The 18,123-nt window shown below is 71.8% G+C and carries 14 protein-coding genes and 1 tRNA gene; 11 read left to right on the top strand and 4 right to left on the bottom strand.

Annotated features, from left to right (window positions below; translation table 11 throughout):
• The first annotated feature begins 8 nt into the window (after window positions 1-8).
• From ACFSL2_RS15265 to ACFSL2_RS15250, 4 genes are all read left to right on the top strand, one after another.
• Complete coding sequence (locus tag ACFSL2_RS15265; protein WP_377198680.1) at window positions 9-1,592, top strand: DUF7059 domain-containing protein; 1,584 nt, start codon at window positions 9-11, stop codon at window positions 1,590-1,592.
• A gap of 129 nt (window positions 1,593-1,721) precedes the next feature.
• Window positions 1,722-2,663, top strand: a complete 942-nt coding sequence (locus ACFSL2_RS15260; protein ID WP_377198679.1) for a LysR family transcriptional regulator — start codon at window positions 1,722-1,724, stop codon at window positions 2,661-2,663.
• Between the two features lie 200 nt (window positions 2,664-2,863).
• Window positions 2,864-3,988, top strand: coding sequence for a S1 family peptidase (locus ACFSL2_RS15255; protein WP_377198678.1), 1,125 nt, complete (start codon window positions 2,864-2,866; stop codon window positions 3,986-3,988).
• A gap of 173 nt (window positions 3,989-4,161) precedes the next feature.
• Window positions 4,162-5,616 (top strand): S1 family peptidase, encoded by a 1,455-nt coding sequence (locus ACFSL2_RS15250; RefSeq protein WP_377198677.1) that lies wholly within the window; start codon window positions 4,162-4,164, stop codon window positions 5,614-5,616.
• Between the two features lie 96 nt (window positions 5,617-5,712).
• Here ACFSL2_RS15250 and ACFSL2_RS15245 read toward each other — a convergent pair whose 3' ends face one another.
• The gene (locus ACFSL2_RS15245) at window positions 5,713-6,645 is read right to left on the bottom strand and encodes a phosphatase PAP2 family protein (RefSeq protein WP_377198676.1); all 933 of its coding nucleotides are present in this window, start codon (window positions 6,643-6,645) and stop codon (window positions 5,713-5,715) included.
• 220 nt (window positions 6,646-6,865) lie between these two features.
• Here ACFSL2_RS15245 and topA point away from each other — a divergent pair, with 220 nt between their 5' ends.
• On the top strand, window positions 6,866-9,670 hold the full coding sequence (topA, locus tag ACFSL2_RS15240; RefSeq protein ID WP_377198675.1) for a type I DNA topoisomerase: 2,805 nt from the start codon (window positions 6,866-6,868) through the stop codon (window positions 9,668-9,670).
• 64 nt (window positions 9,671-9,734) lie between these two features.
• Here the strand turns inward: topA and ACFSL2_RS15235 are convergent, their stop codons facing one another.
• Window positions 9,735-10,136: a pyridoxamine 5'-phosphate oxidase family protein gene (locus ACFSL2_RS15235; protein ID WP_377198674.1), complete on the bottom strand. Its 402-nt coding sequence runs from the start codon at window positions 10,134-10,136 to the stop codon at window positions 9,735-9,737.
• 73 nt (window positions 10,137-10,209) lie between these two features.
• Between ACFSL2_RS15235 and tmk the strand changes: the two genes are divergently transcribed.
• From tmk to ACFSL2_RS15205, 6 genes are all read left to right on the top strand, one after another.
• The gene (gene tmk / locus ACFSL2_RS15230) at window positions 10,210-10,920 is read left to right on the top strand and encodes a dTMP kinase (RefSeq protein ID WP_377198673.1); all 711 of its coding nucleotides are present in this window, start codon (window positions 10,210-10,212) and stop codon (window positions 10,918-10,920) included.
• Window positions 10,917-12,053 carry a DNA polymerase III subunit delta' gene (locus tag ACFSL2_RS15225; RefSeq protein WP_377198672.1) on the top strand — a complete coding sequence of 379 codons (1,137 nt, stop codon included), beginning with the start codon at window positions 10,917-10,919 and terminating at the stop codon, window positions 12,051-12,053. The genes tmk and ACFSL2_RS15225 overlap by 4 nt, the downstream gene beginning before the upstream one ends.
• Window positions 12,054-12,217: 164 nt before the next feature.
• Window positions 12,218-13,888, top strand: a complete 1,671-nt coding sequence (locus ACFSL2_RS15220; RefSeq protein ID WP_377198671.1) for an enoyl-CoA hydratase-related protein — start codon at window positions 12,218-12,220, stop codon at window positions 13,886-13,888.
• 216 nt (window positions 13,889-14,104) lie between these two features.
• Entirely contained in the window at window positions 14,105-14,776 is a 672-nt protein-coding gene (locus tag ACFSL2_RS15215; protein WP_377198670.1) for a hypothetical protein, read from the top strand.
• 63 nt (window positions 14,777-14,839) lie between these two features.
• Complete coding sequence (locus ACFSL2_RS15210) at window positions 14,840-16,381, top strand: alpha/beta hydrolase (RefSeq protein ID WP_377198669.1); 1,542 nt, start codon at window positions 14,840-14,842, stop codon at window positions 16,379-16,381.
• A 124-nt stretch (window positions 16,382-16,505) separates the two neighbouring features.
• Window positions 16,506-16,578, top strand: a tRNA-Thr gene (locus tag ACFSL2_RS15205).
• Between the two features lie 91 nt (window positions 16,579-16,669).
• Here ACFSL2_RS15205 and ACFSL2_RS15200 read toward each other — a convergent pair.
• On the bottom strand, window positions 16,670-17,056 hold the full coding sequence (locus ACFSL2_RS15200) for a DoxX family protein (RefSeq protein WP_377198668.1): 387 nt from the start codon (window positions 17,054-17,056) through the stop codon (window positions 16,670-16,672).
• A 110-nt stretch (window positions 17,057-17,166) separates the two neighbouring features.
• Window positions 17,167-18,012: an SDR family NAD(P)-dependent oxidoreductase gene (locus ACFSL2_RS15195; protein WP_377198667.1), complete on the bottom strand. Its 846-nt coding sequence runs from the start codon at window positions 18,010-18,012 to the stop codon at window positions 17,167-17,169.
• Window positions 18,013-18,123: the final 111 nt, after the last annotated feature.

Genomic DNA, 18,123 nt, shown 5'->3' with positions numbered 1-18,123 from the left:
ATAGGCCCGTGCAGCCTCCTGTGACCGACCCCGCCCTCGTCGACTCGCTCCGCGCCGACCTGGTCTCCGCCGCCTACGACGTCGACGGCGTCGAGGATCTGCTGGGCCCGCTCGCGGCGGCCGCGCTGCACCGGGAACAGTCGCTGCCGGCCCGCCGGGCGGTCGCCGCGGCAGGGTCCGGCCGGCCGCCGGCGAACCGGCACCCGGTGGCCACCCTCGTGAACCTGTTCCTCCTCGGCTCGACCGCGCCCCGTGCCGCGGTCGACCGCGCCCTGCCGGGGCTGGGGACGGACGGCGCCGCGCGGCTCGGCCTGGTGACGGCCCAGGGCACGGGGGCCGACGACGCGGTGCGTGCCGTCGTGGACCTGCGCCCCTATTCCTCCGTCGACGCGGTCGGCGACGCGCACTGGTGGCTCGCCTCCGACCTCGGCGAGCTGGCGACCGGCGGGCGGCTGGCCACCGACCACGTGCTCGGTGCGGGCGGTGCGTCGCTCACGCTGGCGCAGGTGACCGTGCGGCACCCGACCGGCCGGGTGCTCGACCTGGGCACTGGCTGCGGCATTCAGGCCCTGCACGCGGCGCGCCACGCGCAGCACGTGGTGGCGACGGACATCTCGCGGCGAGCCTTGTCGTTCGCCCGCTTCAACGCCGCGCTGAACACCGAGGCGGGGACGGAGCCGGAGCTGCGGCACGGATCCATGCTGGACCCGGTCGCGGGGGAGCAGTTCGACCTCGTGGTCTCCAACCCGCCGTTCGTGATCACCCCGCACGCCGGGGCTGCGGGGCGCGCGGTCGCCGACGCGCTGGGCGACTACGAGTACCGCGACGGTGGCCGCGCGGGCGATGACCTGGTGCGGGACCTGGTCCTCGGCGTCCGCGACGTGCTCGCGCCCGGCGGGACGGCCCAGCTCCTCGGCAACTGGGAGCACCGCAGGGGCGAACCATGGACCGAGCGGGTCGGCGCGTGGCTCGACGAGGCGGGCCTGGACGGCTGGATCATCCAGCGCGAGGTGCTCGATCCCGCCGAGTACGCCGAGACGTGGATCCGGGACGGTGGGACCACCCCCGACCGTGAGCCGGACGCCTGGGCCGCCGCCTACGGCGCGTGGCTCGACGACTTCGAGTCCCGGGACGTCGAGGGGGTCGGCCTCGGGCTCGTGACCCTCCGGCGTCCGGTGTCCGGCGCGCCCACGCTGCGGCGCCTCGAGGAGCACACCGGCTCGGTCCGTCAGCCGCTCGGTGCGCACATCGCCCGCAGCCTCGCGGGGCACGACTGGCTCGCGGCACGGGACGACGCGGCACTTGCCGCGGCGCACCTCGTCACGGCGGCGGACGTCACGGAGGAGCGCTACCTGACGCCGGGTGCCGCGGACCCGAACATCGTGATCCTGCGGCAGGGCGACGGGCTGGGGCGCGGCGTCCAGGCGTCGAGCCCTCTCGCGGCACTGGTGGGGGCGTGCGACGGCGAGCTGACGGTGGGACAGATCGTCGGGGCGCTCGCCGCGCTGTTCGACGTCGGGGCGGCCGATCTCGCGGCCGAGCTGCTCCCGGCGGTGCGCGGCCTGGTCCGGGACGGTTTTCTGGCGGAGTGAGCCGGCCCGGGCAGTGGGCTCGTACGGCATTTCGCGGACGTAACGGTCGTACCCCCGCACCGATAAATATTGTTCAGAACAGAGACATCTGCGGCTATGACAGATATTTTCCACCGTGTGGAACTCGACATGCGGCACTTGAGGATGGTTGTCGCCGTTGCCGAGTCGGGCAGCGTCACGAAGGCGGCCGCTGCCCTCGGCATCGCGCAGCCGGCGTTGACCGCGCAGCTGAACCGCATCGACCGGTCGCTGGGCGGGAACGTGTTCGTCCGCGACCGGTTCGGCGCACGCCCGACCGAGCTCGGTGACCTGATACTCCGGCACGCCCGCGTGCTGCTGCCGGCGATGGCGGCCCTGGCCGACGACGCCGAACGGCTGGTGAACGGCGACGTCGCCCACGGCGAGACGGTCCGCGTCGGTATCGCGGGCACGGCGCTGGGCGGTCTGTTCGTCAACCAACTGCACCTGGCCATCCCCGGTGCGCAGGTCACCACCGCCATGCCCCACCTGGCCGACGACGTCGCCACCCGGCTGGCCCGGGGCACCATCGACGTCGGCCTGGTCGGCATGTGCTCCGAGGTCTCACCGCCGGCGGCCGTGGAGGTCGCCTGGACCCGGGTCTGCGCCGACCCGATGTTCGTGCTCATCGACGAGCACCATCCCTATGCGGGCAAGCCGGAGGTCTCGCTCGCCGAGCTGGCCGAGGAGCAGTGGCTCTGCGTGCCGTCGTACGGCTGCCTCGAGGAGTGCTTCGTGTCGGCGTGCGTGCGCGCGGGCTTCGCGCCACGCGGTATGGGCGAGGCGGAGTGGACCACCGCCGTCGACCAGGTGCGGGCGGGGCGAGCGGTCGCGCTCGTGGAACCGGGGCAGCTGGACCCGCCGGGCGTCGTGACCGTTCCGCTCACGGGTGCGCCGCTCCGGCGTACCCACTACCTGGGCTGGCGGCACGACGCCGACCTCCGGGTCGACCTCGAGGCCGTCGAGGGTGCCGCCCACCGGGCGCACCGCGAGGCCGTCCGGCGCAGCCCTCAGTACGAGCAGTGGCTGGCGATGCACGGCATGCTCGGCTGATCACGGGGCCGTACCGCGCGCCCGCAGGCCGGCCGCACATCGCGGCGAAGGTCCGGTGCGGTTTGCCCCCCATACGAAATATGTATGACCTCAGTGTGATCTGGGCGAGAGGTCCAGCTCCTCCTAGCCTGTGCGGCGCGGGTGAAAAGTCGCCCGTGGGTGGAACTTCACCCGCTCTACGACACAAGGAGTCGCTGGAGATGAGACGCACTTCCCTCCGGGGCGTCGCCGTGGCAACCGCCACCGTGGGCCTCTTTGCCGGCACCATCAATGCCGTCGCCGCTGCCGGTCAGTCCGACGCCGAGACCGCAGCAGCGGACTACCCGCCCGGGCTGGTCGCCGCGATGGAGCGCGACCTGAACCTGAGCACCACCGAAGCCGTTGCGCGGCTCGAGGTCCAGGAAGGCCTGGCCGGTACGCAGCGCAGCCTGGAGAAGGCGCTCGGTGCCTCGTACGCGGGCGCCTGGGTCGAGGGCGCGGACGCGCTGCACGTCGCCGTGACGGACGCCGCCGAGGCCGCCGACGTCCGCGCGGCAGGAGCCACCCCCGTCACCGTCGACAACTCGCTCGAGGCGCTCGACGCCTGGACCGCCGACCTGGACGGTGCCCTGTCCGGGTCGGACGTGACGTCGTACCACGTGGACGTGGAGACCAACGAGATCGTCATCGACGTGGTCGAGGGTGCGAAGGCCGACGTCGAGGCCGCCGTGGCCGAGGCGGGCGTGCCCGCGGACGCCGTCGTCCTGGCCGAGGCGGCGGAGCGCCCCCGGACGTTCGCCGACGTGATCGGTGGTGAGGCCTACTTCATCGACGGCAGCTCGCGCTGCTCGGTCGGCTTCGCCGTCACGGGTGGCTTCGTCTCGGCGGGGCACTGCGGCTCGGTGGGCTCCTCCGCGAGCGAGCCGTCCGGCACGTTCGCGGTCTCGGAGTTCCCGGGCAGCGACTACAGCTACGTCTCGGTCGACTCGGACACGCCGGTCGGCGTGGTGGACGACTACGCGGGCGGCACCGTCGCGGTCGAGGGCTCCACGCCCGCCGCGGTCGGCGCGTCGGTCTGCCGGTCGGGCTCCACGACCGGGTGGCACTGCGGCACCATCGAGGCGCTCGACGCCACGGTGCACTACGCGGAGGGCAGCGTCTCCGGCCTCATCCAGACCGATGTCTGCGCGGAGCCGGGCGACTCGGGCGGCTCGCTCCTCGCCGGCTCGCAGGCCCAGGGCATGACCTCCGGTGGCTCGGGCAACTGCTCGTCCGGTGGCCAGACCTTCTTCCAGCCGGTCGGTGAGGCGCTGAGCGCCGCCGGGGTGTCCCTGCTGACCCGCTGATCGGTCCGCACGGCTCGTGCCGGGGGCGGGTAGGGGCATTCCCTACCCGCCTTCGGCATGCCCGCATATTGCTCCAATATGTCCTAATCGGTATCTGGGAGTTTCCTGGAAGCGACCCTACGCTTTGCCGCACTGGGTGAATTCATTGCCCCGACGACAAGGAGTCGCAGGACATGAGACGCACATCCTTCAGAGCGATCACGGTGGCCACAGCCGCTGCGACGCTCCTCGCCGCCAGCATCACCGCCGCTACCGCAGGCACTGCCGCCGGTTCCGACAGGCCGGACGTGACCGGCTACGCCCCCGGCATGGTCGCCGCAATGGAGCGCGACCTGGGCCTGACCACCTCCGAGGCGGTCGCCCGCCTCAAGACCGACGAAGCGCTGTCGGAGAAGCAGGTAGTCCTCGCCAAGACCCTGGACAAGGGCTACGCGGGCGCCTGGGTCGACGGCACCGAGCTGTTCGTCGCCGTCACCGACAAGGCGCACGCCGCCGAGGTCCGTGCCGCCGGTGCCACCGCCGTCACCGTCGACAGGTCGCTGAGCCAGCTGGACCGGCTCGCCACCAAGGCCCACCGGGCAGCGCCCGACGCCAAGATCGCCGCCACCTACGTGGACGTCGAGTCCAACTCGGTGGTCATGGAGGTCGCCAAGGGCGCGAAGGGTGCGGTCACGTCCGCCGTCAAGCGGGCCGGGATCGCGGCGGGCTCCGTCTCCGTCGTCGAGGTGGCAGAGATGCCGCGCACGTTCATCAACGTGATCGGCGGCAACGCCTACTACATCGGCGGGTCCCGCTGCTCGGTCGGCTTCTCGGCCACCGGTGGCTTCGTCACCGCCGGACACTGCGGTTCGCGTGGCGCCACCACGAGCCAGCCGAGCGGCACCTTCCAGGTGTCCTCGTTCCCGGGCAACGACTACGCCTACGTGAACGTCGGTTCGGACGACAACCCGGTGGGCGCGGTCAACAACTACAACGGTGGCACGGTCAACGTCACCGGTTCGTCCGCCGCCGCCGTCGGCTCGACCGTCTGCCGATCGGGCTCCACGACCGGCTGGCACTGCGGCACCATCCGGGCCTACAACGCGTCGGTCACCTATCCCCAGGGCACCGTCTCCGGCCTGATCCGTACCAACGTGTGCGCGGAGCCGGGCGACTCCGGCGGCTCGCTGCTCGCCGGCACGCAGGCCCAGGGTCTGACCTCCGGAGGCTCCGGCAACTGCTCCTCGGGCGGCACCACGTACTTCCAGCCGGTCAACGAGGCCCTCGGTGCCGCGAACGTCTCGCTGATCACCGATGGTGGCGGCACCACGCCGCCCACCGGCTGCACGAGCGAGCGGACTGCGTTCAGTGGCTCGCTGTGGTCCGGCGGTCAGGCCGCGGAGCCCGGAACCACCGGGTTCTCGGTGCTGTCCGGAACCATCACGGGCTGCCTCGACGGGCCCAGCGGGACCGACTTCGACCTCTACCTGCAGAAGGCGAGCGGCGGTTCCTGGACCACGGTGGCACGCGGGATCACCGCGGCACCCGACGAGAGCGTGCGCTACACCGGCACCTCCGGCACCTACCGCTGGGTCGTGCACGCGTACTCCGGCTCGGGTTCCTACACGGGCGGCTACACGACCCCGTGATCTCCCCGCCCGAGCAACCGCTCTGAGCTGTCAGACGCGGTTGTCAGACGCTCAGGTCACCCAGGTGGCCTGAGCGTCTGACACGGGGAGGGCAGGTCAGGGGGCGGGGCGCGCCGTGGACTGACGCACGAGCAGCAGCAGCGCGAACGAGCCGAGGGTCACCGCGACGACTCCGAGCATGCCGCCCATGTACGCGGTGAGATCGCCGCCCAGCGGCAGCCCCCAGCCGTCACCACGCACGCCGCCGAGCGCCCCCAGGGCGACGGCTCCGGTGCCGACCGCGCCGAGCAGCAGCAGGCCCGCCGCGCCGGACGTCCCGGGCTCCAGTCCGTCGCGCGGGCCGTCCAGTGACGACGGTGAGCTCAGCGCGCAGACTCCGGCACCCCAGGCGAGCACCACCAGGACGGCGGCGACGACGTCGGACGGCCGGTGCCACTGCCCGATCAGGGTCGAAACGCCGGTGGCCGCCGTGTACCCGGCGCCGGCCACCGCGACGACCGGCCGCCAGCGCCGCGGCACGGCGATGAGGAGGCCCGCCGCTACCGAGGCCGCGACCGTCGTGTGCCCGCTGGGCAAGGTGTTGATGTCGGCGCGTGCGACGTCGAGCAGGGCCGGCCGGTCGAGGACCAGGTGCTTGAGCACCTGCGTGGTGAGGTTCGAGCCGGCCACCAGGATCGCGACCTGTGCCGCGAGCCACCACCGCCCACGGGCCAGCGCGAGCACGACGGCGACCGCCAGGCCCAGGCCGACGAACGAGTTGGACACCACACCGAGCACCGGCTCGGCGAGCTCCCAGAGCAGACCCTGGCCCCGTGCGGCGCCGTCGAGCGCGAGCTGGTCGGCCCGCTGGCCGCCGGGCGACCGGACGAAGGTGTCCCAGGTGGCCCACACGCCCCACAGCGCGAGCACCGCGACGACGACGGCGGCGATGCGCGGCCGCAGGCGAGGCTGGGACCTCGGCGTTCGTGCCGGGGCGGGGTTACCGGCCGCGTTCCCGAGGGCGGGCAGCGGGAGGGTGCGGTCCGTCATGGGCACCACCGTAAGGGAGCAGCCTGAAGAGACCGTGTCGCTGGTGTGAGGCTCCACTGTCCATCCCGCCACGGGTGAAGTTCGCCACGGTCGGGTGAGACCACCGGGCGACCGGCTGTCGGCCCGGATAGGGTGCGATCCGTCGCGCCTGGCGTACCGTGAACTCTCCAGCGCCGCTCGGCGCCCACCCCCAGACCCCGCAGGAAGCAGGCAGGACCGGATGTCCCAGGCACGCAAGCTCGTGATCGTGGAGTCGCCCACGAAGGCTCGGAAGATCCAGAGCTACCTCGGCGACGATTACGAGGTCGAAGCCAGCGTCGGGCATATTCGCGACCTCCCGCAGCCCAAAGATCTGCCGGTGGAGATGAAGAAGGGCCCCTACGGCAAGTTCTCGGTCGACGTCGACAACGGGTTCGACCCGTACTACGTGGTCCACGCGGACAAGAAGAAGAAGGTCAGCGAGCTCAAGAAGGCGCTGAAGGATGCCGACGAGCTCTTCCTCGCGACCGATGAGGACCGCGAGGGCGAGGCCATCGCCTGGCACCTGATCCAGGAGCTCAAGCCCAAGGTCCCGGTCAAGCGCATGGTGTTCCACGAGATCACCCGCGAGGCGATCTTCCGGGCCCTCGAGAACACGCGCGAGCTGGACCAGGACCTCGTGGACGCGCAGGAGACCCGGCGCATCCTCGACCGCCTGTACGGTTACGAGGTCTCGCCCGTGCTGTGGCGCAAGGTGCGACAGGGGCTGTCCGCCGGCCGTGTGCAGTCGGTGGCGACGCGTCTCGTCGTCGAGCGGGAGCGCGAACGGATGGCGTTCGTCTCGGCGGACTACTGGGACGTCGCGGGCACCTTCGCGGTCTCGGACGACGGCGGGGCCGCCTCCGGCCAGCCCTCCTTCCGCGCCCGGCTCACCCAGCTGGCCGGCGACAAGGTCGCCTCGGGCCGCGACTTCGACGACCGGGGGCGGCTCAAGGTCCGCACCGGTGTGGTGCAGCTCGACGAGGCCACGGCGAACGCCGTCGTCTCCGGGCTGGCCGAGGCCGACTTCGCCGTCCGCAGCCTGGAGACCAAGCCGTACACGCGCCGGCCCGCCGCGCCGTTCACCACCTCCACGATGCAGCAGGAGGCGGGGCGCAAGCTGCGGATGTCGTCGCGCCAGGCGATGCGTACCGCGCAGGGCCTGTACGAGAACGGCTACATCACCTACATGCGTACCGACAGCCCGTCGCTGTCGGCCGAGGCCACCAACGCCGCGCGCGGCCAGGCCGCCGAGCTGTACGGCCCCGAGTACGTGCCGGGCGCCCCCCGGCTGTACCAGTCCAAGTCGAAGGGCGCGCAGGAGGCGCACGAGGCGATCCGTCCGGCGGGCGACTCCTTCCGTACCCCCGCGCAGGTCGCCGGCGAGCTGAGCGGCGACCAGTTCCGGCTGTACGAGCTGATCTGGAAGCGCACGGTGGCCTCCCAGATGGCCGACGCGAAGGGCTCGACGGCGTCCGTCCGGCTCGGCGCGGTCGTCGTGGGCGGTGACCAGGACGGCAACGAGGCGGTGTTCTCGGCGTCGGGCACGGTGATCTCGTTCCGTGGCTTCCTGGCGGCCTACGAGGAGAGTGCGGACGCGGACGCCGAGGCGGCGGAGAGCGCCGCGGCGGCGAAGGAGACGCGTCTGCCGACGATGGCCGAGGGCGACGCGCTGGTCGGTACCGATCTCGCGGCCGACGGCCACTCCACGTCCCCGCCGGCGCGGTACACCGAGGCGTCCCTGGTCAAGGCGCTGGAGGAGCGCGGCATCGGCCGCCCGTCCACCTACGCAGCGACCATCTCGACGGTCCAGGACCGCGGCTACGTGATCACGCGCGGCCAGGCGCTGGTGCCGACGTGGCTCGCGTTCGCGGTGATCCGCCTGCTGGAGGAGCACTTCGACCGGTTGGTCGACTACGACTTCACGGCGACGATGGAGGCGGACCTCGACCAGATCGCGGCCGGCTCACGGGAACGGGTCGCGTGGCTCCGGGAGTTCTACTTCGGCGAGACTCCGGGAAACCTCGGCACGTCCGACCCGCTCGGCGTGGACAGCGACGGTGGCGGTCTGCGCGCGCTCGTCGAGAACCTCGGCGAGATCGACGCCGCGGCCATCAACTCCGTCGAGATCGGCGAGGGCATCCGGGTGCGGGTGGGCCGGTACGGCCCGTACCTCGAGGACCTCGCGGCCGAGGTCGAGGAGGGCAAGAACCCGCCGCGTGCCTCGGTGCCCGACGACGTGGCGCCGGACGAGCTGACCGTCATCAAGGCCCGGGAGCTCCTCGCCGCCGGGGCCGACGACGGTCGCGTGCTCGGTGAGCACCCCGAGACCGGCAACCCGATCGTGGCGAAGAACGGCCGCTACGGTCCGTACGTCACGGAGCAGCTGCCCGAGCCGGACCTCGACCCCGGTCTGTCGGCCGCGGCCAAGAAGCGCGCGCTGGCCGCGCTGCCCAAGCCCAAGACCGCCTCGCTGCTCAAGACCCAAGCCCTCGACTCGGTGACGCTGGAGGACGCGCTGCAGCTCATGTCGCTGCCGCGGGTCGTGGGTGTGGACCCGGAGTCGGGCGACGAGATCACCGCCCAGAACGGCCGGTACGGCCCGTACCTGAAGAAGGGCACGGACTCGCGCACCCTGCCGTCCGAGGAGGCCCTGTTCACGGTCACCCTCGAGGAAGCGCTCGAGATCTACAAGCAGCCCAAGCGGGGCCGTGGGCGGACTGCGGCGCCGCCGCTGCGTGAGCTCGGCGACGACCCCAACAGCGGCAAGCCGATCCACGTCAAGGACGGCCGGTTCGGTCCGTACGTGACCGACGGTGAGACCAACCGCACGCTGCCGCGCGACGTCACCCCGGAGTCGGTCACCGCCGAGCGGGCCATCGAGCTGCTCGCGGACAAGCGCGCCCAGGGCCCTGCCAAGAAGCGCACGCCGGCCAAGAAGGCTCCGGCCAAGAAGGCGCCCGCGAAGAAGGCTCCGGCGAAGAAGAGCTCGTCCACGAAGAAGTAGTGCCGGCCGGACGTGGGGGTCGCCCTGGGTGACTCCCACGTCCGGCGGCCGGTCGGCACGGCGGTCAGCGCCGGAGGCGCCGGCCCGTCACCGCGTCGGGCGTGATCCGTACCCAGGTGTCCCGGGTGTCGTCCAGGTAGCTCACCAGGTCGGTGGACTCGGCGGCGGCGATATCGGCCTCGGTCTCCAGGATCTCCGCCGTGCCCTTCACGAGGACGCTGTAGGCGATCTCGGGGCCCCACTGGTCCACCTCGAACGCGACCCTCGCGTTCACCGCCACCTCCGCGACCTTGGTGCCGGGGATCGTGTGGAAGTAGATGGCCCGGTCCGCGACCGCGAAGTTCAGCGGGAAGATCTCGGGCTCTCCGGCGACGGCGGTGCCGAGCCGCCCGATGGGCTGCATCGACAGGAACTCCCAGCACTCGTCCTCGGTCATCGGCGTGATGCTCTGCGAGTTGTCGTCCATAGGCCCATCGTGCGCCGTGCGGGCGGGCAGCGCACGGCCGGTCGATGTCGGTGGGCGCGGTTAGGGTTGCGGCGTGAACGCACCGGGCTACTTCATCTCTTTCGAGGGCGGCGAGGGCGTCGGCAAGTCGACGCAGTCGCGCCTCCTCGGCGACTGGCTGGCCGGCCTGACCGGCCGCGAGGTCGTGCTCACGTTCGAGCCCGGCGGCACCGCCCTCGGCAAGGAACTGCGGGCGGCGGTCATGCACGGCCAGGACATGGGCCCGCGGGCCGAGGCCCTGATTTATGCGGCCGACCGCGCCCACCATGTCGAGACGGTGGTCCGGCCCGCGCTGGAGCGCGGCGCCGTGGTCATCACCGACCGCTATCTCGACTCGTCCGTCGCCTATCAGTCGGGCGGCCGCGACCTGCCCGGTCACGAGGTGGAGCACCTCTCCCTGTGGGCGACCAAGGGCCTGCGGCCGGACATCACGGTGCTGCTCGACCTCGAACCGCGCGTCGCCGCGGCCCGCCGCGCCGCGGCCGAGGACAAGGGGGCGCTGGACCGTCTGGAGCGTGCCGGCCTCGACTTCCACACCCGCGTCCGGGACACGTTCCTCCAGCGGGCCGCCGCGGAGCCCGGACGGTGGGTGGTCATCGACGCGGCCGCGCCGGTCGCCGACATCCAGGCGCAGATCCGGGTGGACCTCTCGGCCCGGCTGGGCCTCACGCCGGTCGTCGCCGAGGCGAGCAGCGCCGCCGAGCCTGCCGGCGGCACCCGGACCGCCGACGAGGACCCCGCATGACGGTGTGGGACGACGTCGTCGGGCAGGAGTCGGCGGTCGCCGCCCTCCAGAGCGCGGTGGCGAACCCCACGGCGATGACGCACGCGTGGCTGATCACCGGCCCGCCGGGCTCCGGCAGGTCGGTCGCCGCTCGCGCCTTCGCGGCGGCGCTGCAGTGCCCGCAGGGCGGCTGCGGCGTGTGCCAGGCCTGCACCACCACCATGGCGGGCACCCACCCGGACGTGACGCTGCTGGCCACGGAGAAGGTGGTCATCACGATCGACGAGGTGCGGGACCTGATCATGACGGCGTCCCGGTCGCCGTCGGGCGGCCGGTGGCGCGTGATCGTGATCGAGGACGCTGACCGCATGGCGGAACGCACCACGAACGTGCTGCTCAAGACCATCGAGGAGCCGCCGCCGCACACGGTGTGGGTGCTCTGCGCGCCGTCGGTCCAGGACGTGCTGCCCACCATCCGGTCGCGCTGCCGGGCCGTGGTGCTGCGGGTGCCGCCACCGCAGGCGGTCGCCGACCTGCTGGTGCGGCGCGACGGAGCCGACCCGGCGGTGGCGCTGAACGCCGCCCGTGCGGCGCAGAGCCACGTCGGTCTCGCGAAGCGGCTGGCGCGTGACGCAGGGGCCCGCGAGCGACGCAGCGCCGTGCTGAGCGTCGCCCGGCGCATCCGCGGGGTGGGAGACGCGGTGCTCGCCGCGGGCGAGCTCGTGGACGTGGCCAAGGCGGAGGCGGTGTCGGCCACGCAGGAGCGGGACGCCGCCGAGAAGGCCGAGCTGTTGCGGGGCCTGGGGGTGGCCGACGGCGAGACCCTGCCGCCCCGCCTGCGCTCCCAGCTCAAACAGCTGGAGGACGACCAGAAGCGGCGCGCCACGCGGCACCAGCGTGACGTGCTCGACCGCGCCATGGTGGACCTGCTCTCCCTGTACCGGGACGTGCTCGTGGTGCAGCTCGGGGCAGAGGTGGACCTGGTGAACGCGGAGCTCGCCGAGACGGTGCGCTCCCTGGCCGCCGACTCCACCCCGGAGCAGACGGTGCGGCGGATGGACTCGATCGGGGTGGCCCGCACCCGTCTGGGCGGCAACGTGGCACCGCTGCTGGCGCTCGAAGCGATGACCATCGCCCTGCGTCCGCAAGGGTGACCGTGCTCCGGCTGCGCGCCGGTCAGCACCCCGTACGGTCGGCTCCTGTGAAGATTTAGCACGGGTGCTGCCGAACCACTGAGGCACATTGTCCCGATTGCCGTCCCTGGCTAGGCTGCGGGACGCCCCCGAGCTTTTCCGTACGACAAGGAGTCCACCGCGCGATGAGGATCCTCCTGCTGGTTTCCGCCTTCAACGGTCTCACCCAGCGGGTCTGGTGTTCCCTGAGGGAACAGGGGCACGATGTCGGTATCGAGCTTGCCCCGACGTTCGAGTCGGGTGCCGCCATGACGCGGGCCGTCGAGCGCGTGGACCCCGACCTGATCCTGTGCCCGTTCCTCAAGCACCGGGTACCCGACACGATCTACGGCCGCTGGCCCACCGTCATCGTCCACCCGGGCCCCGTCGGCGACCGCGGTCCCTCCTCGCTCGACCACGCGATCCGCGACGGTCGGGAGCGGTGGGGTGTCACCGCCCTCTCCGCCGTCGAGGAGCTCGACGCGGGCCCGGTCTGGGCCACGGCCGTGTTCGACATGCCAGACCAGCCGATCGCCAAGAGCGCGCTCTACAACAGCCGCGTCGCGGACGCTGCGATGGCCTGCGTCGGCGAGGTGGTGCGCAAGGTGGCCGACGGCGAGCGGCCGATCCCGGCGGAGGCCTGCCTGCGGATCGTGCCCGTCGACGGTGAGCTGCCGCTGCTGCGGCGCGAGGACTTCCGCATCGACTGGAGCCGCCCCGCGAGCGAGCTGGAGCGGCTCGTCGCGGCGGCCGACGGCGCGCCCGGCGCCCCGGCCGGCGTGAACGGCCGGTCGGTCTGCGTGTTCGACGCCGTGGCGTCGCCGGAGCACACGGGGGCGGCGCCCGGCACCGTGGTGGGCCGCAACCTCGACGCGGTGGCGATCGCCTGCGGCGTCGGCACGCTCTGGGTCGGCTACGCCGCTGAGCTGAGCGGTCGCCGGGGCGCCAAGCTCCCCGCCGCTCAGGTGATCGACGCGAGCGGCGCACCGTTCCGCCGCGTCCCGGACGCCCTCGCGGAGACCACGTACGTGCGGGACGGTGCGGTCGGGTACCTGACGATCCGCTCCTACAGCGGCGCGATGTACACCGAGCAGTGCCGTCGCCTGACCAGTGCCGTCGAGAAGGCCCTCACCGAGGACACCCGCGTGCTCGTCATCAAGGGCACGGAGCACGCGTTCTCCAACGGGATCCACCTGGGCACCATCGACGCGTCGCCGGACCCGGCGGCGGAGGCCTGGGACAACATCTGCGCCATCGACGAGCTGTGCCTCGCGATCGCCACCGCCGACCAGCTCACCGTCGCGGCGTTCACCGCGAACGCCGGCGCGGGCGGCGTGATGGCCGGGCTGTGCGCCGACGTGACGCTCGCCCGTGAGGGCGTCGTCCTGAACCCGTACTACGACATGGGCATCTACGGGTCCGAGCTGCACTCCTGGAGCGTCCCGGCGCGCGTGGGCGAGCACCGGGCGTCGCTGCTCCTGAACCGCAAGCTGCCGATCTCGGTGGCCGAGGCGGCCCGCATCGGGCTCATCAGCGCCGTCGGGCCGCGGGAGTGGGGCGAGTTCACCACCTGGCTGTCGTCGGCCGCCCAGGGATACGAGGAGCCCGCCACGCTCGGCTGGATGCTCGCCGCCCGCGCGGAGCGCCGGGCGACGGACCGGCCGCTGTCGTACTACCAGACCATCGAGCTGGCCGAGATGGCGCGCGACTTCTTCGACGACCGCAACGCCTTCTCGGTGCACCGCCGGGCCTTCCTGCGCAAGACCCCCGCGGACGCCACCCCGGAGAAGCTGCGCTTCTCCACGGTGCGCGTCTGACGCGCGTCCGCCACCGCCGACGCGCGTGATCCGCCGGAAGCGCGGATGATCGGCAAGAGGTCAGGTGACCGGTAGCTCGGACTATCGGTCACCTTGCCTTTGACCGGTGTGCGGGGAGCGTGCAAGGCCGGCGGCGCCCGCCACATGACAAGGGTGGAGGCGTCGCAGACCTGCGACAACCACCCGGTGGTGTCAGGCGAGTGGAAGGATCTGGGTATGAAGATCAGGCGGATGAACCGACCCGGTGCGTCGGCGCGGCCGCTGGCCCGTGCCGGTGCGGCGGCCCTGGGCCTCGGCGTGACGGCGGCGCTCGCGCTGTCGGGGTGCGCGCAGTCCGACGTCGGCGGGTCCGAGGCGGGGGAGCCGACCGCCACCACGTCCACGCCACCGGAGGAGAGCGACATGGCCAGTCCCAGCCCTTCTGACAGCCCTGGCGCGGCGGACGGCGGCAAGGACGGCAAGCTGCCGCAGGCCGCCGAGATGGAGATCGAGGCCGGCAACTCAGGGCGGGGTCTGCCGCCCGGCCTGGAGGGCAGTACGAGCTCGACGGTCGGGGTCGCGTGGGCGCCCGTGGCGGGTCTGCTGTACGTGGTGACCAACGGGTCCAGCTCGTGTCCCATGTTCGCGGAGCCGGAGGCGACCATCGGTTCCGGGGGCAAGGCCTCGGGCGTCGACGCAGCGGACGGCGTGCTCACCGTGCAGCTCGTGCCGCCGAGCGACGGCATCTGCACCATGGACTTCGTGCCCACGACCACGGTGGTCGAGGTGCCGGCCGAGGCGGACACCGGCCAGCCGGTACCGGTCATGCTGGGTGACAAGGGCAAGGTCGAGCTCCAGCCCCGCGCCGCCGAGGGCGAGCCGGGACCGATGGCCTGGCTCGACTCGTGAGGGTCGCGTGTCGGTTCGCCAACGGGTAAGAAGTCTTCCCAGCACAACCGATAGGTTGTGCGGGTGATTCGCCCCGCCCGCCGTCGTCAGCCTGCGGCCGCCGTCGCCACGCTGCTCACCACCGTCCTCCTCCTCGCCGCCTGCGGTGCGCCGCCCAAGGTGCAGACGGCATTGGAGGACGTGGGCAAGTCGGACGGCTCGGCGACGGAGGGCGCGCCCAAGGGGTTCGAGGACTTCTACGGCCAGTCACTCGAATGGACCGACTGCGGCGAGGGCTTCCAGTGCGCCACGGCCTCCGCACCGCTCTCCTGGCACGATGCCGGGGCCGGCAGCATCGAGATCGCGCTCAAGCGCATCCCCGCCTCGGGGCAGAAGACGGGATCGCTGCTCGTCAACCCTGGTGGGCCTGGCGGGTCCGGTGTCGACTTCGTCGGTGACCCGGCACGGTTCGGGCAGTCGCTGCGCTCGTCGTTCGACATCGTGGGCTTCGACCCCCGCGGCGTGGGGCAGTCGACACCCGTCAAGTGTTTCGACGACGCAGGCAAGGACGAGTTCCTCAGCACCGACTACCCGTACACGCCGGTGGGTCTGGCGAACCGGCAGGACGCGGTTCGGGCCTGGGGGCAGGCCTGCGCCGAGAACACGGGGCCGCTCCTGGAGCACGTGGACACCCAGTCCGCCGCGCGAGACATGGACATGCTGCGGGGCGTGCTCGGCGACGACGAGCTGAACTTCCTCGGCTTCTCCTACGGAACCCAGCTCGGCGCCACCTATGCGGGCCTGTTCCCGGACCGGACCGGGCGGCTGGTGCTCGACGGTGCGCTCGATATCACGCTCGGCTCGGACGAGGTGGCGCTGCAGCAGGCGGAAGGCTTCGAGAGCGCGCTGCGCGCCTACGTGACGGACTGCCAGGCGAGCAGCTCCTGCCCGCTGACCGGTGACGTCACCAGCGGCCTGCAGCAGATCCAGTCGATGGTCGAGAACGCGGAGCCCAACCCGATCCCGACGTCCACCGAGCGGTCCGTGACCAAGAAGCTCGCGTTCTACGGCGTGGCCGTGACGATGTACGACGAAGGCTCCTGGCCGTTCCTCACGCAGGCTCTGCAGGAGGTCTTCGGGGAGGGCACGGGCGATGACCTGCTCTACCTGGCCGACGTCTACAACGACCGCAACCCGGACGGCACCTTCAAGTCCAACAGCGAGGAGGCGTTCCGCGCGATCAACTGCGCCGACGGCCGCGCCGAGGAGGACATGGCGAAGATGCGAGAGCTGGCTGCCGAGATCGAGGAGGCGGCGCCGACCCTCGGCGAGTCGTTCGGCTACTCCGGCATCGAGTGCACGGACTGGCCGTACCCGCCGGCGGAGCAGGAGTTCGACCCGGCTGCGAAGGGGGCACCGCCGATCGTCGTCATCGGTACCACCAACGACCCGGCCACGCCGTACCGCTGGGCCGAGTCGCTCGCGAACACGCTCTCCTCGGGCACCCTGGTGACGTACGAGGGTGAGGGGCACACGGCGTACGGACGGTCCAACACCTGCATCAGCACGGCCGTGGAGGACTACCTGGTCGAGGGCAAGGTCCCGGAGGAGGGCCTCACCTGCTGACCTGGGCGGGCCCGGTTCCAGCGGGTCGAGGACGTCACACGGTTTCGCTTTGAAACCTGGGCCTCTCATTGGGTACAGTGAGGGCCGCTCACCGATCCGGTTCGTACCGGCTCGCGGTGCGCACGCCGCCTTAGCTCAGTCGGTAGAGCGATTCACTCGTAATGAATAGGTCATCGGTTCGATTCCGATAGGCGGCTCGTCGCGCGAAGGGCCCGGAACCACAACGGTTCCGGGCCCTTTAGCATGCGTGCGGTGTGCGGCGCGCCGTCTCTTCGCGTCCACACGAGGTCAGGCGACGAACGCCTCCGGTCCGAAGCGGCCCCACGCCACGAAGGCGATCAGCACCAGGTAGGCCAGGTCCGCCAGCATGAACTTGTACTCGCGCCGGCTGATCCGCGTGATTGCCGCGCCGACCATGATCATCGCGAGGCCCAGGGCAGCCAAGGGCACCAGGTCGGGCGCGATGCCGAGCAGCGCCGGCAGCACGAGCCCGAGGCCACCCAGCAGCTCCAGCACTCCGATGGTCTTGATGGTGCGGGGCTTGAAGTCCTCGACCCAGCCCGCAGCGGCGCCCGTCGCGGCGATCCGCTCCTTGCTCGCGATGATCTTGAGCCCGCCGCTACCCACATAGACGATGGCGAGCAGGCCGGCGACTGTCCACAGCGCGATGTTCATACGGTTCTCCTCAAGCAGATGTGACTGTCTGTACCGCCGACGACAGGCGAGTCCCGTATGTGACACGGCCGGCCGCACCACGAGCGGTCGGAGCCGGCCGGCCGGTGTTCCTAGTGCTGCGGCGCGGGAACGGCCTCCTCCGCCGCGCGGCTCACGGATTCCCACTCCTGCCAGATCCGCCGCCGCTCGTCCGTGACCTGGAACGCGATGTCGTAGGCCGTGCCGCCGAGCAGCAGCCGCCGCGGCGGGCGAGGGCTGGCGGCCAGCTTCAGGATCGCCTCGGCGGCACGCCTCGGGTCGCTGTCCACGCTGTTCTCCGCGAACTGGGCCGCCAGCCGGTCCCGCAGCGGGTCGTAGTCCGGAAGCGGCGCGGCCAGGTCCATGGCGGTGTACAGGTCGGTCCAATAGCCGCCCGGCTGCACGATCGTGACGTCGACACCGAAGTCGGCGAGCTCGTGCGCCACCGCCTCGCTCAGGCCCTCCAGTGCGAACTTGCTCGCGCTGTAGAGGCCGGTGCCCGCGAACCCGGCGAGGCCGCCGATGCTGGAGATCTGGATGAGGTGGCCGGACCGTTGCCGGCGGAGCACCGGCGCCACGGCCTGGGTCACCCACACGGCTCCGAAGAAGTTGGTCTCCAGCTGGGCGCGTACCTGGGCCTCGCTGAACTCCTCCACGAACCCGTACGACATGGTTCCGGCGTTGTTTATCACGATGTCGAGCTGACCGAAGGCGTCGACGGCGCGCTCCACGGCGGCGCCCACCGACGCCGGATCCCGGACGTCCGTGACGATCTGGAGGAGCCCGTCGCGGGTGTCGTCCTCCCGGGTCGTCCTGGACACCGCCGCGACCTGGTCGCCCGCGGCCAGAGCCGCATCGGTGAAGGCGCGGCCGAGGCCGCGGCTCGCTCCCGTGATGAACCAGGTGCGCGGCTGTGCGGAGGTGGTCGGTTCGGTCATGGCGATATCCCCTCGAATATTGTCGAGACGGAGCGTCTCGCCAAGAACGATGACAAGGCTCGCTCGTTTTGTCAATACGGAACGTCTCGTCTCTGTGCGGTACCGTTCCCG

The sequence above is a fragment of the Promicromonospora aerolata genome, assembly GCF_042682255.1.
GTDB classification, from domain to species: Bacteria; Actinomycetota; Actinomycetes; order Actinomycetales; family Cellulomonadaceae; genus Promicromonospora; species Promicromonospora aerolata.
This window is presented reverse-complemented; position numbering and strand designations above follow the sequence as displayed.

Bases quoted from the DNA above. Each gene is read 5' to 3' on its own strand.
- ACFSL2_RS15225 (WP_377198672.1), top strand. From the start codon at position 10,917: ATGACGGTGTGGGACGACGTCGTCGGGCAGGAGTCGGCGGTCGCCGCC.
- ACFSL2_RS15245 (WP_377198676.1), bottom strand. From the start codon at position 6,645: ATGACGGACCGCACCCTCCCGCTGCCCGCCCTCGGGAACGCGGCCGGT.
- ACFSL2_RS15235 (WP_377198674.1), bottom strand. From the start codon at position 10,136: ATGGACGACAACTCGCAGAGCATCACGCCGATGACCGAGGACGAGTGC.
- topA (WP_377198675.1), top strand. From the start codon at position 6,866: ATGTCCCAGGCACGCAAGCTCGTGATCGTGGAGTCGCCCACGAAGGCT.
- ACFSL2_RS15220 (WP_377198671.1), top strand. From the start codon at position 12,218: ATGAGGATCCTCCTGCTGGTTTCCGCCTTCAACGGTCTCACCCAGCGG.
- ACFSL2_RS15260 (WP_377198679.1), top strand. From the start codon at position 1,722: ATGCGGCACTTGAGGATGGTTGTCGCCGTTGCCGAGTCGGGCAGCGTC.
- ACFSL2_RS15215 (WP_377198670.1), top strand. From the start codon at position 14,105: ATGAAGATCAGGCGGATGAACCGACCCGGTGCGTCGGCGCGGCCGCTG.
- ACFSL2_RS15255 (WP_377198678.1), top strand. From the start codon at position 2,864: ATGAGACGCACTTCCCTCCGGGGCGTCGCCGTGGCAACCGCCACCGTG.
- ACFSL2_RS15250 (WP_377198677.1), top strand. From the start codon at position 4,162: ATGAGACGCACATCCTTCAGAGCGATCACGGTGGCCACAGCCGCTGCG.
- ACFSL2_RS15195 (WP_377198667.1), bottom strand. From the start codon at position 18,012: ATGACCGAACCGACCACCTCCGCACAGCCGCGCACCTGGTTCATCACG.
- ACFSL2_RS15200 (WP_377198668.1), bottom strand. From the start codon at position 17,056: ATGAACATCGCGCTGTGGACAGTCGCCGGCCTGCTCGCCATCGTCTAT.